The organism is Nitrosomonas sp. TNE100 (genome assembly GCF_055387135.1).
In genome coordinates this window covers 1,675,501-1,698,280 of the sequence record NZ_AP040997.1, presented here as the reverse complement: position 1 = coordinate 1,698,280, position 22,780 = coordinate 1,675,501, and the positions used below count along the sequence as shown (strand labels likewise).

Below are 22,780 nucleotides of genomic sequence, written 5' to 3'. Positions count from 1 at the left end.
ATAAAATCGATGGATAACTTTTTTGATACGTTGGTAGGAGATGGATTCGCCTATCTGCTCAGAAGCGTTAATGAATCACACTTAAGAAAGCCGTGGCTTCCAACCTCGTGCTGATAGTGAACAACTCGTTGATATGTTTTTTTGTTGGACTGAGTGTTAAGTTATTTCACATTGGTTCGAAGTTTTGAGGCGCTCGCGCAGAATATAGTGATGAGGGCGGTGATCTTATCATGTATCTTCTTGGATTGGATTAAAAAGGTATAGAGTCGTAATACTCAAGAATCAAGGCATTTGATCTGCTTCATCAGATAAGAACCCATGGAACTTATTTACTCTACCGAGTATTTCTTGCTCAAGGGGCAGCCCTATCCTGGATTCCCCATTCTTCTGTATGACTTGATGGAAAGCTGCGTCCATGCGAATAGCTTCATGCGGCATTACCTCCTGCGCGGTGCAATTGGATCAAGGCACTCATGGTTAAGTACTGGAAGGGCCATGTATGATTACTTCAGCTTTCTCCAGGCTCATGAATTGAATTGGTGTGATGTTCAACGTGGAGAAGCACACAGCCTCGTTGCAGCATATCGGGACTACTGTCTGGATACGATTGGGTTCGCGCGCAGTACGGTGAACCAACGCTTGCTATATGTTTGTGAATTCTACAAATACGCCTTCAATGAGGATTGGGTAGATGCTCTTCCATTTGATTATGAAGAGCGCAACATCAATCGAACTGGTTATTTTGCCCACGCCGATGCCTCTGGCGGAAAAATCATGGTGAGGGATGTCAGCCTAAAAGAGCACCATACTCTTCCGAAATTTCTGTCCAAAGACGAGATTAAGACATTAATTAGTGCTGCAAACAGGTCTGCGTCGAGAAGAAATCGCTACATTCCCACTGGTGTATGTAATGGTGCCCAATCTCTCTGCGAACGGTGAGGCCAACATTCGCATTCGACTCGACCCCCGAGATGGACATGGAATCCGAACGAAGGGATCCAAACCTCGTGACATTTACGTCAGCCGAAGGTTTATGAGAGACCTGAATCACTACGCTATCCACGCGCGTGTCGACATCTAGGTTCATCCCCACATGCTGCGTCATACCTACGCCACTCATACACTTTGCGCCATGCAGCGGTCCAACTCGGGTATTGACCCATTGGTGTTTGTTCAACGTCAGCTTGGGCACTCTTCGATTCAGACGACCATGATTTATCTGCACTTGATCAACGAATGCGCGGAAGAAGCGATGTTGGCCTACAACGATGAACTCAACGACTGGATGGATGATTGATGGGGATAAAGAAAATCTTTGTTAAAGCGAATTTAACTATCCCAATGGTTGAACAGGTTCGTGACCATGTTGGTCAGAATGTGATTGTGCTAAGCTCGTCTGCCGCGACTCAAGATGTGCGGCAGGAAATCAGCGCCGCCGCCAGTACGATCAGCATCGACGTTGCGGAAATGAATTGCATGCTGGCGGTAAATGCGTGCCGTGAGGCAGTAAGCAACTCGATCCTTGCAGGTTCCAGTAATTTGTCAGCGATGGCGACCGCCGCGCTCAGGGAACCATTTGCATATGTGAGAGCATCTTCGGGCACGCCCGATAATGATTCAGGAGAAAACTCCATGCGGTAGATCAGGCTAGCGAGGCTGCCCAACAGGGCGATGCCCAGCGCACCACTGAGTTCGGAGCCTGTCTCGGACAATGCTGCCGCAGCCCCCGCCCGCTCCGAAGGGGCTTGAGCGATGATTAGCTCGACGCTGAAGGTGAACAGCGGTGTCAGCCCCAGCGCCAGCATCACTGTCCCGGTAATAATTACTTCCTTGTCAGACGAACCACCTACTTGCGTCAACAGGGCAAATCCCAATGCCGACAACAACAGGCCACAGGTGGTGATGCGGCAGGGATGCCAATAGCGTGCGATGCGCGGTGCCGTGGCGGAGCCAATCATGAAGGCACCCCCCCAGGGCGCAAGCCAGCAGGCGGCCTTGAATGGCGAAAGATCGAGCACTAGTTGCAGATACTGGGTCAGAAGGATTGAGAGTCCGAACAACACAAAGAAGCCGAATGCGTAGCTGAGCATGGCCGCGGAAAAGCCTGGCCTGCTGAACAGCTGCAGATCCACCATGGGATAGGCCAGTCGCGTCTGACGATGCAGAAATACTCCGGCCAGCGCCACACCAACGAGCAGCGATAAAACAGGCCACCAACTCAGCCCTTGTCCTGCCCCCTCTTTTATACCGTACACAACAGCCAATACGGCGCCTAGCGATAACAGTACGCTACACAGGTCGACACGGCCCGGGGCCGGATCGCGATATTCAGGCAGCAGCCAGGGACCCAGTGCCAACAACAGCAACATTGCAGGTACGGAGATGAGAAATATCGAGCTCCAATGAAAATGCGTAATCAGTATCCCGCCCAGCAAGGGGCCGACTACTGCTCCGGCCGAGAAGCTAGCCATCCAGATGCCGATAGCTGTCGTCCGTTCGTTCTTGTTGTGAAACATATTGCGAATCAGTGAGAGCGTGGACGGCGCCAACGTTGCGCCGGCCACTCCGAGCAAGGCGCGAAGAAGAATCAAGGTGCCGGCACTTTTGACCAGTGCAGCGAGGACCGAGACAATGCCAAAAGCCGCTGCACCAATCAATAACAGTCGCCGTCGCCCGATGCGGTCGCCGATAGTACCCATGGTGATCAGGAAGCCGGCAACCATGAAGCCATAGATATCCACCATCCATAACATCTGTGCGTTAGTGGCGTTCAGCGCTGCATTGATGGTCGGTAGTGCCAAGGTCATGATCGTCAGATCCATGGAGTACAGCAGACATGGCAGGGCGATTACTGCTAAGCCGATCCATTCGCGCCGCGTGGCCTTGGCCGCTATGCTGATCACGGAATAGCCAGCCTAGGCAGCCGTCTCTGGTAAAGTTGGATCGCCAGAGGTTCAGCCTCGACCTGCCGTCGGTGTCGTAATCCGCATAGGGATAACGTAGACATCACTGACATCAGATCGAGCTGGTCTTTCTGGGTGCCTCCATTTATGCTGAATTGAGCGGTATTTATCACTGGTATGCCGTCGGATCTTTGGGACTTAGGTAAGACGAGTGGCGGCGTGCGATGACATCCATACCGTGCAAGCGGTAGAAGATGTCATAGCCGCGGCTCCCTCGCTCGCGCCAAGCCCGTCGGAGATAGGCCATGTCAAACAGACCAAGCTTATCAAGGCCGCTATCCGGCTCCAGCGAACTCTCCATACGCGCCTCAAACTCGGGCGATGCATATACCATCTGCGGCACTGGAAAGCCAATCTTCTTTCGGCTCGAGATTGCGCTAGGGAGCCAGGGTGCCATCGCCTGCTTGAAGATCCATTTTTCTGAATCCTCATAGTGCTTGAGCCTCGGTAGAAAGGAAAACGCGCTTTGAATGACCTGCTGGTCGGCTAGTGGGATTCTGACTTCAATACTGTGCGCCATGCTGGCCATGTCTATCTGACGATATTCAGAGACTACGCACTCGCCGTGATAATCGAGCAGGCAAGTGAGCTGTTGGCTGTCCTGCGTATCATGCGCGTACAGATCGAGATAGGGCTGCACGGCGGAAATGAAGGCGGCGCGAGCATCGACCTCAAGCATCAGTTGCCCGAGGTCGATATCCCCCACCGCATTGAAATAATCGAAATAGGCACCCGCTACCAGCCTCGAGGGGGTGATTTTCAGCCTGTGTCCATGACTGTAACCATCGAATACCTCGTCCGGCCCGCTGCCACAAAACGCTACGCGATAACCGTCGGCGGCGATTTGCTCGAGCAGCAGGAACAGACAGACCGCCTCGGGTGCACCATTCGGTTCGCAGCACAGCGACCACCAACGGTCCATGGCCTCGCAATAGATCTGGCTCGTCACCTCAATTTCCCGGTGCTCCGTGCCGAAGGCTTCGGCCACCAGCCGAGAGTAGCTGAACTCGTTATGCATGATGGCACCTGCCCTCAACCCAGATTCGGGAAAACCGATAGCATAGGTGTGCAGTTCCAAGCCCTGGCTCCTAGCTCGGGCTACCACGCTGGACGAATCAATGCCGCCGCTTAATAAATAGGCATACGGAACCTCCAGGTCGAAACAGCGTGTGCAGCCTGCAGCCACTGCGTCCCGAATACGTTCGGTGATTGCGGTGACATCCTGTTGCAATTCATCACCGATGACGATCTTGTGATAGCGCCGATGACGCGGGCGTTCACCCTGTTCGACGACCAGGCAACATCCAGCCTCAAGCTTCTTGATCTCGCGGATATGAGTATGGGGGCCAAATACGAACATGATGCCCGCGGCCTGGGCCAAACCTTCGCGGTCCCAGCTGAAGTTGAGATGAGGGATACGCAAAATGGTCTCAATATCCGAGGCAAAATACAGTTCGTCCCCGTCCCCAAGCGTGTAGTACAGTGGCTTTTGTCCCGTTGGATCCACAGCCAGCAGCGTTCGTCTGGCCGACCGATCGTGCAGACAGAAGGCAAACATGCCCTCGAGCATGCTTAGCATGTCCAGGCCATGACGTTGGTAGATGGCAAGCAGGCTCTCGGTATCCGATTTGGTACGGAAGTGATAGTCCGGACACAAGCGCCGCAGATCGAGATGATTGTAGATTTCACCGTTGAAGGTCAGGGTCAGCATGCCGTCGGCACTCTGCATTGGCATGTCTGCCTCAGAATTGTGTATATCGGCCACGCGCAGACGAGTATTGCCCAGTACGACCCGTTCATCCGCGACCACCGTACCTCGGCTGTCCGGCCCGCGCCGTTGCATGGCATCGGTTCGCACCATGTCCTCGACTACCCTAATGCGCAAGGCCGCCGGAGTCTCGCGCCCAACGAACCCAGCGATTCCGCTCATCTCAAGCCCCCAGTGTCGCAGAGGTTGCAACGGTGGCGTGCTCTGCCTCGGGTGTCTCATAATCCTCGAACAGCGCGGGACGCATCTGCTCGATCCAACTCAGATACAGTTCCACCCGATCACAGACGATGATTACAGCGCTCTTGCGCTCTGTCTGTTTGGCATCAATGGCTCGCAGGTAGCGCAGTGCAGCTAGATAGGTGGCGCCACTGGAAGGGCCTGCCATCACTCCATAGTCACGGATTAGGGCGAGCATGCCATCAAGTGCCTCGCTCGCCGTGATGCCAACTAACTGGTCATACTTTTGTTCCTCAAAGGGGCCGACGTAGAACATCTCATCCATGTGACGGATGCCGGGTATGGCGCTGTCCTTAGTCGAAACGATACCGGACACTTTCAATTTCTCATTCGCTTCCCGAAGGCGCCGGCCGATACCGATACTGGAACCCGCAGTGCCGACTGGTGCAAAAAAGTAGTCGACCGGCCCGAGATCCTCCAGGATCTCCCGAGCCGTGGTGGCGTAATGGGTGCAGTCATTGTTGGGATTACGGTATTGATCGGTATAGAGATAACGATCGCGCTGTTCGTATGCGCGCGCATCGACGTACAGCAAAGCTGCCATGGCATCGGTGGGGTCGACGTCTCCCGCCATCGGTGAAACCTTGGCGCCCTGTACTACCAGCATGCGGCGCATCTCCTGAATACGGATACGGTTGGTAATGGTCTCAAGGGCGCTGCCATAGATAGATGCCACTGCCTGAAGTGCACGCGCTGCATTGCCGCTCGATAGCTCCAACAGCTGCTTGTTACTGGACTGCAGAGTGCCCAAGTGCGGGCGTAGCATTGCCCATGCCGTCCGATCCTTGATCGAGCCGAACGGGTTGAGGTGCTCGAGCTTGGCGTACAAGTCGATATTTGTCAGGCCAGTCTTGGCTGGATTCAATTTCAAGATCGGCGTATTACCGATCAGATCGGTGATCGAATCGACCACCAGTCGTTTCCTGCTAGTGGCCATCTTGGCTGGCTCGTCATCGGCACGACGGATGGTCTCTGTCGATTCGGTAGCTTCCGATTGACTCAGCAGGCTGAATATCAGCGAGATCAGGGAGAGACCTGGTCGTTTCTCTGTCTGATGTCGGAACCTGAAACCATGCTCGCAGACCCGATTGGGATCAATCATGTCATTGATAATAAAACCCAGGCTATTACGGGGCGCGCTGCGGAAGATGAAGTGCTGGATATTGGTGAACTTCCGCAGATGGCGTAACAAAGGTTGCTTGTCGGCGATCCAGTTCGACACAAATACCAAGTCGCAATCGCTGAAATCGTACTTACTGCCATCGACACAAATCACACGGACCAAATGGTCCAACCCCACCTTGGCAATCAACTCCGTGGCGAAGGCGGTGGATCTGGTGTGAGGATCCAACACCACCACCTGATAGCCGAGTCGCTGTGCCAACAGCATGGCCGGGAGCGGCAGCGCGCCACCGCCTATGTAGCCGATGCGACAGCATTGAGTAGCAGCGGGCGGATAAGTAGATTCAATACAGGAGCGTAGCTGGCCTTCCCGTTCAAGCCAGGTCAGCTCGTCCTCCATCAGGCCCTGATAGATCTGTCCATGGTAGGCGCGATAGATCTTGCCGAAGGTCAGGTTAGATTCCCCTAATAAATTTTCTGCAATCCGGCATTCTTCGAGAACACCAGCGTCGCAGGAGATAGGAAAGACGTCGCGGGCCAGCGCAAGAACGTCCGCGTCAGCGGCGATCACGCTCGCGTCGCTAACCGACACGTCGGAGCTAGCGATGGAGTACAACTTGTAGCGGGCTTGATGAAACTGCTCATTCTCCGGGCCACAAGCACCGAATGCGAGTATGCGTTCTCCAGCTTCCAGGATATGCCGTTTTAGATCGACGGTGCTGTCAGATAGATGAAGGTTTTTCATAGTCGGTAACTCGCTAATCCTGTTTAAGATGATGGGAGTGAAAATTGCACAAGAAGGTGGTCACTAAAGATCTGCGCAGTCCCTTTCATCGTACCTTCTCACAGCGGAATGCATAGTTGTGGACATACTCCGCGTCGACATGGTTAATAACCTTCTGGTACCATGCGCTCGGTTTGGAGAGCGAGGTATAGCCCTTGGGCACGATGCGCTTGATGCTGGTCTTGAAGCCGACCCCGATGAAGGCATCGGCGATATCATCCAGCGTGTGCTCTTTGACCTTGATGGCGGCGAAGCGATTGATCGCCGTTCGCAGTTCGGTACCGGCGTCGTCGTTCATGTAGTCCGGGTGTGTGGCGAAATAGATACCACCAGGCTTCAGTGCCCGGTATATCTGTTGAGCATGGTCTCTCAGATCTTCTATCAGATAGATCACCGCCGTGCTGATGGCAATATCGAACCGGTTCTCAAAATCGGCCATAGTGTCGGTGGCAATGTATTCGATCGGGCGATCACCACATCGCGAACGGGCAACTTCGATCGAACTACGGGCCAGATCGACGCCAACGGCCTGGCGGAATTTGTGCTCGTCGTACAGCTTGCGCAGGAATCCACCCTGGTTGCAACCAAAATCCAGCAGGATTTTGTCCGTAAGGCTGACGTCAAAGGTCTGCGAGGCAACTCGCTCCCAGAACTCGCCATGCTCGTTCTCCATCGACTGGTCACCAGCATCGGGTTCGGTCCACCACTGTTCAATCATTTTCATGGGTTATGCCTCCTTTGGCAGTTTTTGTGTACTTACCTGCTCTACTGAAATCCGAATCAAGGGATCGATTTTGATTGAATCCACCATGCTATTCGCACCCCGAGATGAATGTGGAAGCAGAGCGATGCCGGTTTCATTCAGATCGTAATCGAGTAAACACCAGTATCCGACTCATAAGCGGTAAGACAGCGTTAGTAAAAATGTGCGCGGTGGATTGGGGATTAGGGTGTAGTTGTAGACACCACTCGCGCCGCCGTAGTAGTACTTGGTGTCGAACAGATTGTTGACGTTAAATTGGGCACGCCAGTTACCAGTGTCGTAGTAGGCGGTGGTATCCATGCGTACGTAGGCTCCCAGTCTGTGGGAATTCGGCAGAGTTGCCTGGCGCGATGAGGCAGCATAGATGCCACCGCCCACACCAAGGCCTTGCAGAACACCACCGGGTTCGTAGGTCGTCCACAGATTGCCGCTGTGCCGAGGGACATCGGGCAGCTTATCGCCGACCGGGAAGAAGCCATCTGCTTTCACTTCGGCGTGGGTATAGGCATAGCTGGCAATTACCTTCCAGCGCCGTGTCAACTCACCACTGACATCAAGTTCGAAGCCGTGGCTGGATTGACGTCCTGCAAGGATGTTTCGTAGAGGGTCGTTCGGATCGCTGGTAAGAATGTGACGACGGGTTAGCTTGTAGGCTGCTAGCGTAGCGTTCAGTCGCCGGTCAAAAAAGTTAAATTTGGCACCAATTTCTTTCTGGGTACCAACTTCGGCGTCAAACACGCTGGCATCGATGCTGCGTGTAATATTTGGCGAGTGCGACCGACCCACACGGGTGAACAACGCAGCTGTCGGATTTAACTCCCACACCGCACCGACCTGCCAAGACAGCGCCATCTGGTTCGCGCTATTCGTATAACCGCTGCTCCTGGCTTCGTTATGGAAACGATCCAGTCGAAGACCGGCTAACAGCTTCACCGCAGATGTCAGTGTCAATAGGTCCTGTGCATAAATTCCAATATCGTCTCCCCGACCCTCGTTATAACCTTCACCCAGAATGATGGGTTCGTGATGAGCAGGGCGCATACCAGGATCAAACAGGTCGAGGACAAAACCCGTTTGGTCGGTATTGTTAAACCGGTTTACGACCTTTCTGTATTCCGTGCCGAACAGCAAATTGTGTTCAAAGTTCCAGGTATAGACCTGTCCGCGCAACTCAGCTTGCACAGCGTGTCCGCGAGACCACTCATGGCCATTCATGTAATGGGTGAAGTGTAGCTTATTGTCGCCAGTGTACAGGTAGTTGTCAGGAAAGGACTGGGTCGAATCCTGAGTGGCTCTATGGTACTGTGTGGCGATCCGAAGGCCCCAGGTCTGGCTCAGCTGGTGATGGAGAATAGCAGTACCCACGTAAGTCTCGTTGAGTCCGCTATCGCCTGGAAGGTCAGGGTAGTCTCCTTTGCGCAGCCCGAAGTAACGGGTACGGGAGAGGTGACGGAAGTTCGGCAGATTAGGCAGGCCGAAGTCGAATAGATCCTGGTCGAAGCGATTGTATTCCGCTAATAACGTGACACTGGTTTTTTCCCCTTGCCAGGATATTGCCGGGGCTAGGGAATATGATTCGAATCCACCACCATCACGAAAGGTACCGTTGTTCTCGTACGCACCGTTCAATCTCACGGAAAAACCCTTACCCAGGACACGGTTGATGTCAAAGGTCGGTCGCCATTGCTGGTAATTCCCCCACAGCAGATTGATTGCACCATAATTGTAGTAGAGCGGTCGTTTTGAAACCGTGTTAACTTGGCCACCTAGCGAACCAACGCCGCCGTAGAGCGTACCGGACGGCCCTTTCATCACTTCGATCCGTTCGATGTTCTGCACATCGCGGGTAACCAGGTTGCCGTTGTATTGGAATCCATCGCGACTGCTGCTGTGGGTCGTGAAGCCACGTATATTGAAGAACATTCCGTGATTCCCACCGTAGCTGGCTTCGGTCTGCACACCGCTGACGTTTTCTAGCAGTTGGCCGGGCTGGGTCACTGCGCGGTCGCGCAACACTTCATGCGGTACCACCTGGATTGAGGCGGGGATGTCGCTCAGAGGCAGATCCGTCCTGGTGAGGCTGTTAGCGCGGTTAGTAGTGTAGCCACTCGATTCGGGATAAGCAGGGGCGCCAGTGACTGTCATCGCCGGCAACTGCGTGACATACCCAGTGGGTACTGCCACTTCTACATCACGAGCTACCTGCCCAGCATCCTTTCCCTCGGAACCATCTGCAGTCTCCTGTCCTTGCATTATGGAATCGGATCTCATCTTTATGCCCTGCGCCAGATGCGCCCGCCCTTGTTCTAAAGCAGACGTTTCCCTCACATCCTGCTCCTCTTTCACTACGCGGTTTTCTTCAGCCCCAAACAGCGGATTGCTTAGAGCCGTTCCTAAGAGAACCCACAGTAGGGTGATAGAGGATTCTTCCATTCTTTTTTCTCCTGATCATTTTGATCATTTTGATTCCGGCTGGGTACTCACCTCGGTCGAGTCGGTCTGGATTTTAAGATCCGCTTTCGTCGTGATGTTGGCGATAAAATTGAGCACAATGTCGTGACTGACATTCATAATGGATATCGGCGATGTACAGCTAGCTGTATACTTAATGCGGGGAAGTTATACAGAATAAAAACAGGATTTGGAATGTGACATAACGTCGCACTCGATTCGATCCGAGCCCACAAGCTGATTTTGCCAGTTTGTCCGGTGTATCAGCCAGAACAGCTTGCAGGATTGAACAAAATCACTATCACCAGACGATACGGTCATGCTGGGTTTCGTATGATCATATACGCGGGTGTTCACAATGAGGCGTTTGCTGAGGATGGTTGTCGATCGTTCAAAAGCCGCCTTCCAGCGTCAGATAAAGAGTGATGCAGTTGTTGAGCAGTTGGCGTTGAACTGCCAGATTGGCGCTTTGTGCATTGAATGTACTGCGGTAACTGTCCAGCAATGTCAGGATCTGAATAAATCCCTGCCGATAGGCATACAGCGCTAGTTGTCAGCTATAGTTTCCGTCTGCTGCACAGCGGCGCGCAATTGGGTTTCCTGCGTACGCAGTCATTCTTCTGCTGCCAACGCCTGTTCAACTTCACGAACGCATTGAGCACAGTTTCCTTATAACGGTGCAGGGTTTCGGTTGCCCGTGCCTGAGCCAATGCGATGCCGCCGCGAACATGTCCACCGGTGAATAGCGGCTGGAACGCGCCGGCAAACAAATTCCAGACGAGCGAGTTCGGGTCAATCAGATTGGTCAGTGCCTGGTCGCGTGTGCCTCCAGCAGCAGTGAACATGATGGGAGGTAACGCGCTGTCCAGACAGGCATCGGTCGCGCGCAGTCGTGCAAATGAAGCCAGTAGATCAGGGCGCGGGGTCAGTAGTTCGGAAGGCAGTCCGGCCGGTAGTTGTGGCGGGAGTACGGGAAGCATCTGCTAGACAGTTGAAGCGGATAAGGTTACCACCGCCGTGTCGATGGCAGGAATCGCGCCTTCCGGATAACACCCAGCAGAATCTCCGGCTGACGGATAATAAGCTGCACCTGATTTTGAACCTGTGCCAGTTGTGAGCATGCCTGCGTCAGATCGGTCAGCACCAACCGTACATCCAGTACGCATGCAGCTCCCGTTCAAACCAGTCTCGCACCAGGCTGGCAATGGTGCCGCAATCGCTGACAGATTGCTCGGCCACCCGAATCTGCAGTCTGGCTTCCAGCAAGATGAAGTAATGCTGCGCCATCGCTGCTTCAACCCGTGCCGCAGCCGCTTTCAGGTCAAAATTATCCGTCAGTGCCTGATCGATGAGCTTGTGTAAACCGGTCATCAAAGGATCACGCCCAGCCCGATTACATGGCTTGATCGGATTCGTCCGCTGCAACCTGGGCGAACCATTGATCCGAAATGGACAAATCAATGTCGCTGAGCTCACGCGGCGGCGGTGTGGTGCAGCCATGAATGAACAACAGCAGACACAACACGATAACCGGCCACAATTACTTATGTTGGTGAATTCAATAAGACGATTCCTGTTGACGACTGCTCACACTGAAACGAGCCTGCCGCTTTTTCATCCAGATAATAATGCCGGTCACCGATAGCAGGACAATGACCAGACCGAGCACACAGACAAAAATCCGATAAGGCAGCCCAAATACATTGGCCATGTGCAGGGCTTTGAGCCAGGTGGTCACGGTGTTGCCGCTGTATTGGCCGCTTGGCAGCAGTGCCAGTTTGAGCTCACCTGAATTGGCATCGAAATATATACTCGTCCTTCCCTGCTTATCCTGTATCTCTTTGGAGCTGCGCACGGTGTAGACATACACCCCATTCATACGATTCAATGCCAGGGCAACCACCCGTTCAACCGCGAAATCATGTTGATCTGCCTGTTCAGCCATCAGTTTCTCTGCGATGGATTGTGCTTCCCGCCAGTTGATCTTGGGCGCAGCCAGCGGAATCTCCCGCTTTTCCAGTTCAGTCCAGGGAGCTTTGAATTCAAGCACTGCACGCGTCGTCCAGGTATAAACCGTATCCCACATATTCATGTAAACGCTGGACCAGGCGAAAGTCAGCAAAATCAGCCATAGCCACAGGCCGCTGGCACGATGCAGATCGAAATTGAGTTTGTAAGGGCTTGATCGCCAGCGGATTTTCCAGGCAGGCTGCCAGCGTTGCCACCAGGAAGAGTGAACAGAAGCCATTGACGTGGATTGGCGGCGGCGCTGCGGCAGGGTCAGATAAAACCCGACAAAACAGTCCAGCGTCCAGATCAGGGCACAAATGCCCAGCACCCACATGCCAAATGAACCCAACGCAAGGGCGTAATGTAGCTGGTAAATGAATGACATGAAATTGGTCATTCCTTCCGAAATTGCGCCGAATTGGCGCCGCACCAGTTCTTCACCGGTATAAGGATCAAGAATGATCTGATCGAATCCTAGTTCACCTGGCTGACCAGTTTTGTCCAGGCGTGTGCTCACGCCAGCCAGTGTGGCGCCCTGATTGCCTTCCAGTGCAATAACATCAACCTGGCCATGAGAAGCAATGCGCTGCTCGGTTAGTTCAGCCAGTGTGGCGACATCCAACTTGTGCGCCAGCGTTTGTTTGGGATAAAACTGGGGATTGATCAGCTGTTCCAGCTCAGGGTAAAACGCCAGCAGACTGCCGGTAATACCCACGATGATCAGAAAAGAGGCCATGACCAACCCCGCCCAGCGGTGCAGCCAAACCCAAAAAGAGCGTTTTAATGTCATCATGTATGATTAATTATTTAACTAACTTTAATTACAATGGTGCCCAAACACAGCACCAGTGTTTGTTATATACCGATTATCCTTTCAAATCCGTTAATTTAGAATGCGACAAATTGTCGCATTAGTGACTAATATTGACCTGTCTGGGCCTTTCGATTCAGGGTACCTTCAGACAACAGCTTCTTCGATAGCGAGAAGCAAACGAAGAAGACGTGATAGGGGTCGCCTAAGAAAATGGAAATAAAGCACGCTAAGGCCGGCATGCTACCTGCAGCACCCGCGCTGCTGTATCGGCGGACATGGCACCGATCCGAACGAGCAGAGCACGCGGCAGTAATAGTACGTTTCCACTTCAAGCAATTAGCTTTGATCTGGTTAGGTGTGTAACCAGGAGGGAAGGTATCATATTGCGGTAAAGAATCCGTAATCTCGTACCACGGTGCTTCTGAGTGAACAAACAGGTGGCAAGTAGGCCTGTTACCCGGATCATGATCAAGTATTCCAAGTGCAAGGCCTGGTTCTTATCGCTGTGAGGAATATTTGGTGAAGATATTCGAACCACAGACTGAGCAGAAGCCCCTGTGTTCACCTGGAAATGATTCGTAGAAGCGCAATCAGTTCCTCGCCTCGTACCCATCGAAGATTCGCTGTTTTTACTCGTCCTCGTGCTCTGAAGGCTGCTCCATGAGCTTTACGGCACATGGAACAGTGACAAAACAGCATGTCGTGAACAGGACCATCGATTTCAAGGATGATGCTTTGACATAGACAACTTGCACGAAGAATCACCGCGCCTCCTCGGATACTTAATAAGTTGCATATTGCGCGACGTCCTGAAACCGTTTAGCTGTCAGTCGCAGTTATTCCTGGTTTAGAAAGATTAAATGTAGGCTCGTTTGCAGTTATCTCTGGGTTGCGGGGGTGAATAGATGCGGCTATTGCTGGCTGAAAATTGCGCTGAATGCTGGTTTGACCCTGTTTCAAATGCAGGCTGTTACAGCTAGTTATGGCACATCGAGAAGGGATTTAACTTGTCCGACAGATGCGTTGGACAAATGACCACAAGTTCTTCAAAAAAGTTCGGAATTGTTAGTGACTGTAACTTATTGATTATACCGATAAATTTTAAAAATAGCCGTTATAAAAGCCCCGGAAACGCTCATCAATGGAGTAGTGATTCCTGTGTGGTTCCCATCATGCCATGCGAGCCAGGCATGATGTCCGGCACCGGACACAATTATGTTAAACAAGCCTAACAGCAGTAGACAATATACCGTTTACATTACCGATCGACTGCACGTAGCGTAATTTGATGTTATCTGGAACGGGGAATGCAAAGGTCTGGTCAGACGCCAGCCCGTTAAGAAATGTCAGTGCTGCAGCAGAGAAGAACAGAGGATTATGCTCGTAGCCTCCTGGCATCAGTTGTAAAGGGATCGCAGGTGAATTAAAAGAGGCCGGCGTTGCCCTGACTGCAAGATCGTACAGCAGATTATTGGTGAGATTAAGCAGCACGATTTGATCAGTACCGACCAGATCGGATGGTCGGGTAAATTTTCGACACGCAGCAGCGTGGCCAATGCACCATCTGGTGCCTGACTGTGCAAAGTATCAACATGACATCAGCAAGCACTGGACCGGTAACAATCTCAAACGTATCTGGCTCGGTAAGGTCAATTATTGGAGCGGTAATCCTCGTTCATAGGTGCGCCAGGAGTAAAATCGGCCAAACTATCGGGAACATAATTATAGGGATTATGAATCCATGGACCGTCAGATTTTAATGGAGCAAAAGCTCTGCTGAAAAAATCTGAATTTCAGCATAAAATCATTGCAGAGAAAATGAAGAGTGATCTTAAACATGCTCGAATTAGAGAGACAAGAAAGGCAGGCGCGTAAAGGTTACGGCGTACTTTTAAACTGTCACCAAGCCCCGTTTGGCTTTTTATGGCAGCTTCTAATCTGAATTACGGAGACGAAGCGCGTTAAAGACTACTGAAGCAGAGCTCAAACTCATCGCCAATGCGGCAAACATGGGGGAGAGTAAAAGGCCGACAAACGGGTACAGTACTCCAGCTGCCAACGGCACGCCCAGAGCGTTGTAGATAAACGCGAAGCCTAGGTTCTGCTTCATATTGGCAACTGTTTGCTCGGATAGGTGACGTGCAATCGAGATGCCGCGCAAATCTCCTTTGACCAGTGTTACCTGCGCACTGTTCATGGCTACATCCGTCCCGGTGCCCATCGCAATGCCCACGTTGGCTTTTGCTAGTGCCGGAGCATCGTTAATGCCATCGCCAGCCATAGCAACAACCCGACCTTCAGACTGAAGTTTTGTCACCAGGTCAAGCTTGTCAGCTGGTTTGACCTCGCCGTGCACCTCATCAATCCCTAATTGCTGCGCAACGGTTTTGGCCGTAGCCACGCCGTCTCCTGTTGCCATGATGATACGAATTCCGGCATCTTTGAGGTCTTGCACAGCCTCCGGTGTGCTCTGTTTAATCGGATCTGAGACGGCCAGTAAGCCTGCCAGTTGACCGTCTGTTGCCAAATACATGACGCTTGCCCCCTTTTCGCGCAAGGATTGGGCCGTACCGGCCATTGCTGTGACATCAACGTTTTCTTGCTGCATCAGCGCAGTATTGCCCAATACAAGGTGCTTTCCTTCGATTTGACCTCGAACGCCAATGCCGCTACTTGATTCAAAATCATTAGCAGTACTGAGTGCAAGATCCTTCTCGCGAGCAGCATTCACAATGGCATGTGCAAGCGGATGCTCGCTGCCTTGGTCCAAGCTCGCAGCGAGTCGCAACACTTCATCGGCTGTCATATGCCTGGCGGGTACAGCCTGCTCGAAAGTCGGCCGACCTTCTGTTAACGTGCCGGTTTTGTCGACAATCAAGGTATCGACCTTGCGGAAGTTCTCAATGGCAGCTGCGTCGCGAAACAGCACGCCTTGTGTCGCGCCCCGTCCGGTTGCTACCATAACGGACATTGGCGTGGCGAGTCCCAGTGCGCATGGACAAGCGATAATCAGCACGGAGACAGCATTGATCAAGCCATACACCCAGCTTGGCTGAGGGCCGAACAAACCCCAAATAATCAGCGTGGCCACGGCAATAACCACTACAGCCACCACAAAATAGCCGGCAACGAGATCAGCCATGCGTTGCATTGGCGCACGTGAACGTTGTGCCTGCGCAACGAGCTGCACAATTTGCGACAGCACAGTGGCAGAACCCACCTTCTCTGCGCGAATGACCAGAGCGCCAGAGGTGTTCATTGTCGCGCCAATCACCTTGTCACCGGCGCGTTTGCTCACGGGAAGTGATTCGCCCGTCAGCATGGACTCATCCAGAGAACTGCTGCCCTCTTCGACTATACCATCGACCGGTACTTTTTCGCCGGGACGCACCCGTAAACGGTCGCCCTCATGAACGTGGGTTAATGGCACATCTTCCTCTGTGCCGTCCGGGTTAATGCGCCGCGCCGTCTTCGGCGCCAAACCGAGTAGCGATTTGATTGCTGCTGACGTTTGTGATCGAGCCTGTAGCTCAAGGATCTGACCCAGAAGCGTCAACGAAATAATCACTACCGCTGCTTCAAAATAAACGGCGATTCGCCCCATGGACATGAAGGTTTCAGGGAAAATTCCTGGCGCTAGCGTTGCCACAGTACTATAGACAAATGCAGCCGCCGTACCGAGACCAATCAGCGTCCACATATTGGGGCTGCGGTTGACAACCGATTGCCAGCCCCGTACAAAGAACGGCTGCCCTGCCCACAATACCACCGGGAGCGATAACACCAGCTCTACCCATGTTTGCGTAACCATGTTGAACCACCCTAGCTGGTGACCGAACATCGCAAGCACCGCGACGATGATAGTAAAGGGCAGCGTCCACCAGAATCTGTGCGTAAAGTCTTTCAGCTCGGGGTTGTCGTCTTCAAGGCTTGGCATCAAGGGTTCGAGCGCCATGCCACACTTCGGACAGCTCCCCGGATGATCCTGTTGTATTTCCGGATGCATGGGGCAGGTATATATCGCTCCTGCCGCTGGAAGCTCTACTGCAGTATGAATTTCGAGTGGGCCTAAATAGGTTTTGGGAGTGGCCTTGAATTTTTCCATGCACTGGGTGCTACAAAAGAAGTAATCCTTGCCCTTATACTCCACGGTTTTTTGTGGATTGGTTTGTGACACCTCCATTCCACACACAGGGTCCGTAAATGGTTTTTCTGAGTTATCTTTAACGTGGTCAAGTAAAATCGGACACCTCAGTTAAGCTGCTTTTATCGATTTTGCTGCTTCTGCTTCATATTGATTCGGACTTTTGTAATCCAGGTATGAATGCAGTCTTTGGTTATTATAAAACACGGCGATATACTGCAAAATATCCTGCTGTGCTGCATGGCGGGTTTGGTAATGCCGCCATTGGCAGCGTTCCTGCTTGAGGCTGCCAAAGAAACTTTCCGCAACCGCATTATCCCAACAATTTCCCAGACGACTCATACTGCCAATAAAACCGTATGCTTTCAGTAGATTGCGGTATGCTTTGCTAGCATACTGCGACCCACGATCCGAATGCACGATCAGGCCAGGCGGTGGCCGGCGTAGCCAGATCGCCATTCGTAATGCATCACAAACCAGTGTTGTTTTCATCCGTGAGCTCATACTCCAGCCCACCACCTTTCGGGAGAACAAATCGATGACAACCGCCAGATACAGCCAGCCTTCCTGAGTCCAAATGCAGGTAATGTCGCAAACATAGACTTGATCCGGTCTGGCAACCGTAAATTGCCGATTCAATTGGTTCTCAAACACTGGCAACGGGTGATTGCTGTCCGTCGTCACCTTGTACTTCTTCCGGTGTTTCACTTGTATCCCGGCTTCTTGCATTAGTCTTCTCGCCTTCCAGCGACTAACCCGATAGTCCAAGGCATTTAGCGCTCGTTTCATCCTGCGACTGCCATAGGTGTAATCGCATGATTTTGCAATATTCTGCACAGCATTAAGTAGTTGCCTGTGGTGTAGATCATCCGGGCAATTGCAGCGGCGTTGTTCATAGTCATAGTAAGCACTGCGACTGACACCCAATAGCCGGCACATCAGGCCGACCGGGTAGGTCTTTTTCTTTTGGGTGATGAACGAATACTTCACTTCGTTTCTTTCGCGAAAAAGACCGCCGCCTCCTTTAGTATTTGCCGCTCAAGCTTTAATTGCTTGTTTTCTAGTTTAAGCCGCCGGATTTCTTCCTGCTCCGGTGTCAGTTTCCCATTACCGCGGAATGCCTGACCATTAGTATCCGCCTGGCTCTCCCTGATCCATCGCCCAAGCATGTTAGCCCTGATTTCCAGGCTTCTGGCAGCTTCTGCTATCGTTAATCCCTGATCCAGTACCAAGCTGATTGCATCCAGCTTGAATTCCTTTGTATAGTGTTTCCTAGGCTCCATTTCATCCTCCAATTAAGACTATTTTCTCTTAACTGGAGTGTCCGGGTCTATTAGACCATATCACCATGCCCATTCGGAATTGGAAGCCTGCCATGAACCACTTTATGATCAAATTTGGTGACTGACTGGTCATCTGTAATAACCGGTAAAGGTGTTTACACAAAAAGCTTTACAGGCTCTGCTTAACCGGATTGTCCGGTTTTACTTGACCAGGTCAAACTCGTTTCTTTCATCTGGATTTTGTTAATAAATTTTACAAGAGAGAAATCACCAATTTAAAAAACTAAACGCTACTGAGTTATACTTACAAGATGAACTATAAATAAGGCATCTGGGTCAATATAGCCTGCTATAACAAAAACAGCAGTAATTTGTATACTTATATTTGGAGATCATTAAAATGAATCGAAGCTATTCAACAGTTGCTCATAGCGCATCATCTGCTTTAACGACTAACAAGGTATTGCGTAACACTTACATGCTGTTATCGTTAACGCTATTGTTCAGCAGTCTAACTGCAGGGCTTTCAATGTTCTTAAATATGCCACCGATGACATATTTAATTTCTGTGATAGGTGCCATGCTGATTGCAATGTTTGTATTACCTCGTTTTGCCCAATCTGTAGCAGGAATCGGAATTGTTTTTCTGATTACAGGTTTATTGGGATTTGGATTAGGTCCCATGTTAACCATGTATGCTTCTCTGCCTAATGGTGGCGATATCATTACATTGTCACTAGCGGGCACGGGCACGATATTTATAGGATTATCTGCCTATGCTCTTTTCACACGAAAAGATTTTAGTTTCCTGGGTGGGTTTTTGATGGTAGGTTTTTTGTTAGTTTTACTTGCTGCTCTGGCAAATATTTTCTTACAAATACCTGCAATGTCATTAGCGATATCAACTGTAGTTATTCTCATCATGAGTGGTTTCATTTTATATGACACGAGTCGTATTATTCATGGTGGCGAAACTAATTATGTGTTAGCAACAATCGGGTTATATATGACCATTTTCAATATCTTTATCAGCTTGATGCAAATTTTAGGGATTATGGGTAATGATGATTAGTTGTCAGCTACTTTAGCTAAACAAAGCCCCGGTCAAGCCGGGGCTTTGTTTTTAGAGTGGAATAAGTGGAAGGAACAGAGGTTTGGGTATGGATTGGATGCAAATTGGCTCTGCGTTAGCGTTAATAATGTTCTTAATAATTTTATTTCCTAAAGCGCTGGAAATGATGAAGAACAGCCCTAAAGCGACTTCTTCGGATTGGAAGGCTGTTATCGTTCCTCTGATAATAATTATTTTATTTATTATGTTGTTAATTAAGTTAGTTTAAGTTAAGTTTTTCTGGTACTGGATAGTGTAGTCATGAGGCTAAAGATATGAAATCCTTTTATTTTTTAAAAGGATTTCATATGACGCCAGCCCATCGTAGGCATGATATTTCAGATAAGGCATGGTCGCTACTTGAGGAGCATTTACCAGGTAGAGAAGGGGCATGGGGAGGGATAGCTACAGATAATCACCGGTTTATCAATGCTGTTTTATGGATTATGCGAACAGGAGCCCCATGGCGGGATTTACCCGGACTACGGGGGATGGAGCAATACCCACCGCCGTTTTATTCGCTGGCGTGACAAGGGTATCTGGGAAAAATTGCTGGAAATCCTGATGGATGATCCGGATTATGAATGGCTGATGATTGATGCCAGTCACGGCAAGGTTCACCCACATGCCAGCGGGGCCAGAGGAGATAATCAGGAGATGAGTCGGGCGAAAGGGGGCTCAACACCAAGATACATCTGGCCGTGGATGCGCATGGTATGCCGGTCAGAATCTTTGTTACACAAGGTACCACTGCTGATTACACGCAAGTTGGCCGCCTGATCGAAGGGATGGATGCAGATCATCTGCTGGCAGATCGTGGCATGACAGTAATGCCATTATTGAACAGGCAGAAAAACGGGGAGTGGAGGTTGTTATTCCTCCAAAGAAGAACCGGAAGACGCAAAGACATCATGATCAAGCGCTGTATAAACTGAGGTATTTCGCCGAAAATACTTTCCTTCATCTCAAAAGGTGGTGTTGCTACAAGATACGCCACAAAGATACCTCTTCTTTCCTTGCCGCCGTACAAATTAGATGTCTCGCCCTCTGGGCAGATATCTTGTGACTACATTATCTAGTATATTTGTAATGCAGTAACATAAAGTATATTTACATTCAGGAGAATCACATGATCACTTTAATAACTCCTTTTATTTTTTCCTTGCGGCAACTGTATTGGATTGTTTTCCGTTGTGTGACAGGGTTGGTTTTTGCCGCCTTGATGATCAATACGGCCGATGCGGTTGAACCTCATTCACTATTTTCCACTCCGGTTTACGTCACCTTGCAGACAGATGGTGTGGTGGAAAACCTACAGACAGGAACCACCTGGAGCGTGCCTGGCGCCCATTACCACGCTGTCAGTTCTGATGGCCGCCATCTGCTGGTCAGCGAAGCAGGTTCATCCAATATTTATCTGCTGGATACAACCAGTGGCAAACTCCTGTCAACTTTTGACGTTGGTCCAATTGCACAGGGAGTGGCGATTAGTCCGGATAACCAACAGGGCTTGGCTGTCGGAGCCGGAGATGGAACGGTCACTGTCATTGAGCTTGCTACGCAAAAAGTGGGTAAGGTCATTCCTGTTGGCAAAGCACCTCACAACGTACGTTTCACGCCCGATGGCACACAGGCGTATGTCACCCTGCAAGGCAGCGGCAGCATTGCTGTACTCGATATGCGAACCTTGGAAAAAACAGATGAATTTTCGCTACCTGGCATTGATCAGCCGCATAATCTTGATCTATCGGACGACGGGAAGACACTTTGGATTCGTGATTTCACTGGTCAAGTCGCCGCTGTTGATCTCTTGACGCAAAAAATACTGGCGGTAATTCCTGTTGGCCGGGGGCATGCCGGTATAGATGCCGTGACTGCCAGCCAGTATGTTTTTACCGGTGCAACGGCTGACCCTATGGTCGATGTCATTGATGCTATAACGTTCAAAGTTGTCAAACGGATTGATGTCGGACAGGGGTCACATGGCGTGCGTGCCAGCCATGACGGACGTCTGGTTTATGTCGGCGTCACGAACCCCAGCCAGGTCGTAGTGATAGATACACAAACACTGGAAGTCGTGAAACAACTGCCGACGCAAGGCCAATTCCCATTTTGGCTTGCTGTATCCAGCAATCCATAAACGGCACACACTGTTTTTGCTATTCCGAGGGGCGATGTGTACGATGAAAGCGGCGAATATGCAGCGCATGCATCTGCTCAGCCAGCTCTGTTACAGGCCCTTCGACGATCAGATCCGGTACAATTTTCTGAATTGGAAACAGGCTGACAGGAGGCAGTGGTGCGCCAAGCGCTGCCAACCAATCTGATAACTGTCGGGCTGAGCTGGCATACACAATCCGCCCCAATCCAACCCAGCCATGCGCGGCGGAACACATCGGACAATGTTCGCTAGAAGTGTAGACTGTCGCTTTGTTTCTTTCTTCCGGCGTCATATGTGTCGCTGCCCAGCGGCTAATTTCAAATTCCGGATGACGTGTCTGATCTCCGCTACTTACCTGATTACGGGCTTCCAGGAGTACGACACCTTCACCGGAAACCAGCACAGAACCAAACGGCTCATCGCCGGTCTCAAGCGCTTCTTCCGCCAGTGCAATACAGCGCCGTAAAAAATGTAAATCTGTTTCTTTTATTGCCATTAAGTATTATTTCCTTGTTTCGTCACAGCTGGCTTATCCAATCCGAACAACAATTTCACTTGCGTCTGCGCCACCAGCGTAACAAAGCATAAACCCGCTATGCTGATTTGGTATACAGCACACCACAGCAGAGTCAACGCTTGCGGTAATTTCAGCCCGTATCGCTGGTGTAGTACGAGCATTCTTATGCAAAACTATTATCATTTCATGGCTCTCTCGGATGGTTTGAGGAAATCAGCGCTCTCATGACAGCTCGCGCCATGAACAGCGGATAACCGGTCGCCGTGCAGCCGTTGGTTAGAAACTTTTAGGGCACTCAATAGAAAAGGGCCAAAACGATCCAGTACAACACGGTTGATGCTCCGACGAAAACAAGCCCTCAAAGTAAATTGATCCGCTATTGCGGCCACTGAGGACTTGGGATGACATTGATAACTTTTGCCATACCCTCATCTGATTTGGTGTAGGAGTTTATCTGGTTCCAGAACAATGGCGGAAAATATAGATATGACAGTGTGACTTGTTCGTTTGAAACGAGTGTTGGAATGACTATCTCTGCTGAGCCGCTGGGGCTATGCCCAACTTTGTGAGTGACAGATGGATAAATCTGGTAGCTAGCAGGAAAAACAACATGGCCGATTCTTACATTATGAGCAGTGCGCTTGCCCGC

General features: G+C 51.0%; 20 protein-coding genes and 1 pseudogene. 8 read left to right on the top strand and 13 right to left on the bottom strand.

The annotated features are described in order from the left end of the window. Positions 1 to 318 precede the first annotated feature (318 nt). Positions 319 to 939: a hypothetical protein gene (locus tag ACZ5EJ_RS08010; RefSeq protein ID WP_204987601.1), complete on the top strand. Its 621-nt coding sequence runs from the start codon at positions 319 to 321 to the stop codon at positions 937 to 939. 154 nt (positions 940 to 1,093) lie between these two features. Further along, complete coding sequence (locus tag ACZ5EJ_RS08005; protein ID WP_204987602.1) at positions 1,094 to 1,297, top strand: tyrosine-type recombinase/integrase; 204 nt, start codon at positions 1,094 to 1,096, stop codon at positions 1,295 to 1,297. Positions 1,298 to 1,406: 109 nt separating this feature from the next. Here the strand turns inward: ACZ5EJ_RS08005 and ACZ5EJ_RS08000 are convergent, their stop codons facing one another. The 5 genes from ACZ5EJ_RS08000 to ACZ5EJ_RS07980 all read right to left on the bottom strand — a co-directional run bounded on the left by ACZ5EJ_RS08000 (position 1,407) and on the right by ACZ5EJ_RS07980 (position 10,073). Next, the gene (locus ACZ5EJ_RS08000; RefSeq protein WP_011634779.1) at positions 1,407 to 2,903 is read right to left on the bottom strand and encodes an MFS transporter; all 1,497 of its coding nucleotides are present in this window, start codon (positions 2,901 to 2,903) and stop codon (positions 1,407 to 1,409) included. Positions 2,904 to 3,072: 169 nt separating this feature from the next. Continuing rightward, on the bottom strand, positions 3,073 to 4,893 hold the full coding sequence (gene asnB, locus ACZ5EJ_RS07995; RefSeq protein ID WP_011634778.1) for an asparagine synthase (glutamine-hydrolyzing): 1,821 nt from the start codon (positions 4,891 to 4,893) through the stop codon (positions 3,073 to 3,075). 1 nt (position 4,894) lies between these two features. After that, positions 4,895 to 6,838, bottom strand: coding sequence for a pyridoxal-phosphate dependent enzyme (locus tag ACZ5EJ_RS07990; RefSeq protein WP_074456291.1), 1,944 nt, complete (start codon positions 6,836 to 6,838; stop codon positions 4,895 to 4,897). Between the two features lie 85 nt (positions 6,839 to 6,923). Then, a complete protein-coding gene (locus ACZ5EJ_RS07985; protein ID WP_074456290.1) occupies positions 6,924 to 7,601 on the bottom strand; it encodes a class I SAM-dependent methyltransferase in 678 nt (225 codons plus the stop codon). A gap of 171 nt (positions 7,602 to 7,772) precedes the next feature. Further along, positions 7,773 to 10,073: a TonB-dependent siderophore receptor gene (locus tag ACZ5EJ_RS07980; RefSeq protein WP_074456289.1), complete on the bottom strand. Its 2,301-nt coding sequence runs from the start codon at positions 10,071 to 10,073 to the stop codon at positions 7,773 to 7,775. A 376-nt stretch (positions 10,074 to 10,449) separates the two neighbouring features. On the opposite strand from ACZ5EJ_RS07980, the gene ACZ5EJ_RS07975 reads away from it, so the two are divergent. After that, positions 10,450 to 10,641: a hypothetical protein gene (locus ACZ5EJ_RS07975; RefSeq protein WP_143000387.1), complete on the top strand. Its 192-nt coding sequence runs from the start codon at positions 10,450 to 10,452 to the stop codon at positions 10,639 to 10,641. Positions 10,642 to 10,648: 7 nt separating this feature from the next. Here the strand turns inward: ACZ5EJ_RS07975 and ACZ5EJ_RS07970 are convergent, their stop codons facing one another. The 3 genes from ACZ5EJ_RS07970 to ACZ5EJ_RS07960 form a co-directional block, all read right to left on the bottom strand. Continuing rightward, positions 10,649 to 11,071 (bottom strand): TolC family protein, encoded by a 423-nt coding sequence (locus ACZ5EJ_RS07970; RefSeq protein WP_011634773.1) that lies wholly within the window; start codon positions 11,069 to 11,071, stop codon positions 10,649 to 10,651. Positions 11,072 to 11,228: 157 nt separating this feature from the next. After that, positions 11,229 to 11,591, bottom strand: coding sequence for a hypothetical protein (locus ACZ5EJ_RS07965; protein WP_143000386.1), 363 nt, complete (start codon positions 11,589 to 11,591; stop codon positions 11,229 to 11,231). A 58-nt stretch (positions 11,592 to 11,649) separates the two neighbouring features. Then, positions 11,650 to 12,891 (bottom strand): PepSY-associated TM helix domain-containing protein, encoded by a 1,242-nt coding sequence (locus ACZ5EJ_RS07960; protein ID WP_107818434.1) that lies wholly within the window; start codon positions 12,889 to 12,891, stop codon positions 11,650 to 11,652. Between the two features lie 234 nt (positions 12,892 to 13,125). Here ACZ5EJ_RS07960 and ACZ5EJ_RS07955 point away from each other — a divergent pair, with 234 nt between their 5' ends. Continuing rightward, a complete protein-coding gene (locus ACZ5EJ_RS07955) occupies positions 13,126 to 13,278 on the top strand; it encodes a hypothetical protein (protein ID WP_204987603.1) in 153 nt (50 codons plus the stop codon). Between the two features lie 198 nt (positions 13,279 to 13,476). On the opposite strand, the gene ACZ5EJ_RS07950 is transcribed toward ACZ5EJ_RS07955, so the two are convergent. From ACZ5EJ_RS07950 to ACZ5EJ_RS07935, 4 genes are all read right to left on the bottom strand, one after another. Then, positions 13,477 to 13,680: a GFA family protein gene (locus ACZ5EJ_RS07950; RefSeq protein WP_074456288.1), complete on the bottom strand. Its 204-nt coding sequence runs from the start codon at positions 13,678 to 13,680 to the stop codon at positions 13,477 to 13,479. A gap of 453 nt (positions 13,681 to 14,133) precedes the next feature. After that, positions 14,134 to 14,406 (bottom strand): hypothetical protein, encoded by a 273-nt coding sequence (locus ACZ5EJ_RS07945; protein WP_074456287.1) that lies wholly within the window; start codon positions 14,404 to 14,406, stop codon positions 14,134 to 14,136. Between the two features lie 442 nt (positions 14,407 to 14,848). Beyond that, the gene (locus tag ACZ5EJ_RS07940; protein ID WP_074456286.1) at positions 14,849 to 17,170 is read right to left on the bottom strand and encodes a heavy metal translocating P-type ATPase; all 2,322 of its coding nucleotides are present in this window, start codon (positions 17,168 to 17,170) and stop codon (positions 14,849 to 14,851) included. Beyond that, a protein-coding gene (locus ACZ5EJ_RS07935) for an IS3-like element ISNieu3 family transposase (protein WP_464556878.1) occupies positions 17,171 to 18,342 on the bottom strand; the annotation gives its coding sequence in 2 pieces (ribosomal slippage) (positions 17,171 to 18,063 and positions 18,063 to 18,342; 1,173 coding nt in all). It lies immediately after the preceding gene. Between the two features lie 400 nt (positions 18,343 to 18,742). Here ACZ5EJ_RS07935 and ACZ5EJ_RS07930 point away from each other — a divergent pair. The 4 genes and pseudogenes from ACZ5EJ_RS07930 (at position 18,743) to ACZ5EJ_RS07915 (ending at position 21,593) form a co-directional block, all read left to right on the top strand. After that, positions 18,743 to 19,414: a Bax inhibitor-1/YccA family protein gene (locus ACZ5EJ_RS07930; RefSeq protein WP_011634760.1), complete on the top strand. Its 672-nt coding sequence runs from the start codon at positions 18,743 to 18,745 to the stop codon at positions 19,412 to 19,414. Between the two features lie 88 nt (positions 19,415 to 19,502). Then, a complete protein-coding gene (locus ACZ5EJ_RS07925; protein ID WP_041353530.1) occupies positions 19,503 to 19,682 on the top strand; it encodes a hypothetical protein in 180 nt (59 codons plus the stop codon). Positions 19,683 to 19,761: 79 nt separating this feature from the next. Next, positions 19,762 to 20,519 (top strand): annotated as a pseudogene (locus tag ACZ5EJ_RS07920) (IS5 family transposase). Between the two features lie 63 nt (positions 20,520 to 20,582). Next, entirely contained in the window at positions 20,583 to 21,593 is a 1,011-nt protein-coding gene (locus tag ACZ5EJ_RS07915; protein ID WP_160803403.1) for a YncE family protein, read from the top strand. A 19-nt stretch (positions 21,594 to 21,612) separates the two neighbouring features. On the opposite strand, the gene ACZ5EJ_RS07910 is transcribed toward ACZ5EJ_RS07915, so the two are convergent. Then, positions 21,613 to 22,110 (bottom strand): nucleoside deaminase, encoded by a 498-nt coding sequence (locus ACZ5EJ_RS07910; RefSeq protein ID WP_160803402.1) that lies wholly within the window; start codon positions 22,108 to 22,110, stop codon positions 21,613 to 21,615. Positions 22,111 to 22,780: the final 670 nt, after the last annotated feature.

Bases quoted from the DNA above. Each gene is read 5' to 3' on its own strand.
- ACZ5EJ_RS08010 (WP_204987601.1), top strand. From the start codon at position 319: ATGGAACTTATTTACTCTACCGAGTATTTCTTGCTCAAGGGGCAGCCC.
- ACZ5EJ_RS08005 (WP_204987602.1), top strand. From the start codon at position 1,094: ATGCTGCGTCATACCTACGCCACTCATACACTTTGCGCCATGCAGCGG.
- asnB (WP_011634778.1), bottom strand. From the start codon at position 4,893: ATGAGCGGAATCGCTGGGTTCGTTGGGCGCGAGACTCCGGCGGCCTTG.
- ACZ5EJ_RS07990 (WP_074456291.1), bottom strand. From the start codon at position 6,838: ATGAAAAACCTTCATCTATCTGACAGCACCGTCGATCTAAAACGGCAT.
- ACZ5EJ_RS07985 (WP_074456290.1), bottom strand. From the start codon at position 7,601: ATGAAAATGATTGAACAGTGGTGGACCGAACCCGATGCTGGTGACCAG.
- ACZ5EJ_RS07980 (WP_074456289.1), bottom strand. From the start codon at position 10,073: ATGGAAGAATCCTCTATCACCCTACTGTGGGTTCTCTTAGGAACGGCT.
- ACZ5EJ_RS07975 (WP_143000387.1), top strand. From the start codon at position 10,450: ATGAGGCGTTTGCTGAGGATGGTTGTCGATCGTTCAAAAGCCGCCTTC.
- ACZ5EJ_RS07970 (WP_011634773.1), bottom strand. From the start codon at position 11,071: ATGCTTCCCGTACTCCCGCCACAACTACCGGCCGGACTGCCTTCCGAA.
- ACZ5EJ_RS07965 (WP_143000386.1), bottom strand. From the start codon at position 11,591: ATGGCTGCACCACACCGCCGCCGCGTGAGCTCAGCGACATTGATTTGT.
- ACZ5EJ_RS07960 (WP_107818434.1), bottom strand. From the start codon at position 12,891: ATGACATTAAAACGCTCTTTTTGGGTTTGGCTGCACCGCTGGGCGGGG.
- ACZ5EJ_RS07955 (WP_204987603.1), top strand. From the start codon at position 13,126: ATGGAAATAAAGCACGCTAAGGCCGGCATGCTACCTGCAGCACCCGCG.
- ACZ5EJ_RS07930 (WP_011634760.1), top strand. From the start codon at position 18,743: ATGAATCGAAGCTATTCAACAGTTGCTCATAGCGCATCATCTGCTTTA.
- ACZ5EJ_RS07925 (WP_041353530.1), top strand. From the start codon at position 19,503: ATGGATTGGATGCAAATTGGCTCTGCGTTAGCGTTAATAATGTTCTTA.
- ACZ5EJ_RS07915 (WP_160803403.1), top strand. From the start codon at position 20,583: ATGATCACTTTAATAACTCCTTTTATTTTTTCCTTGCGGCAACTGTAT.
- ACZ5EJ_RS07910 (WP_160803402.1), bottom strand. From the start codon at position 22,110: ATGGCAATAAAAGAAACAGATTTACATTTTTTACGGCGCTGTATTGCA.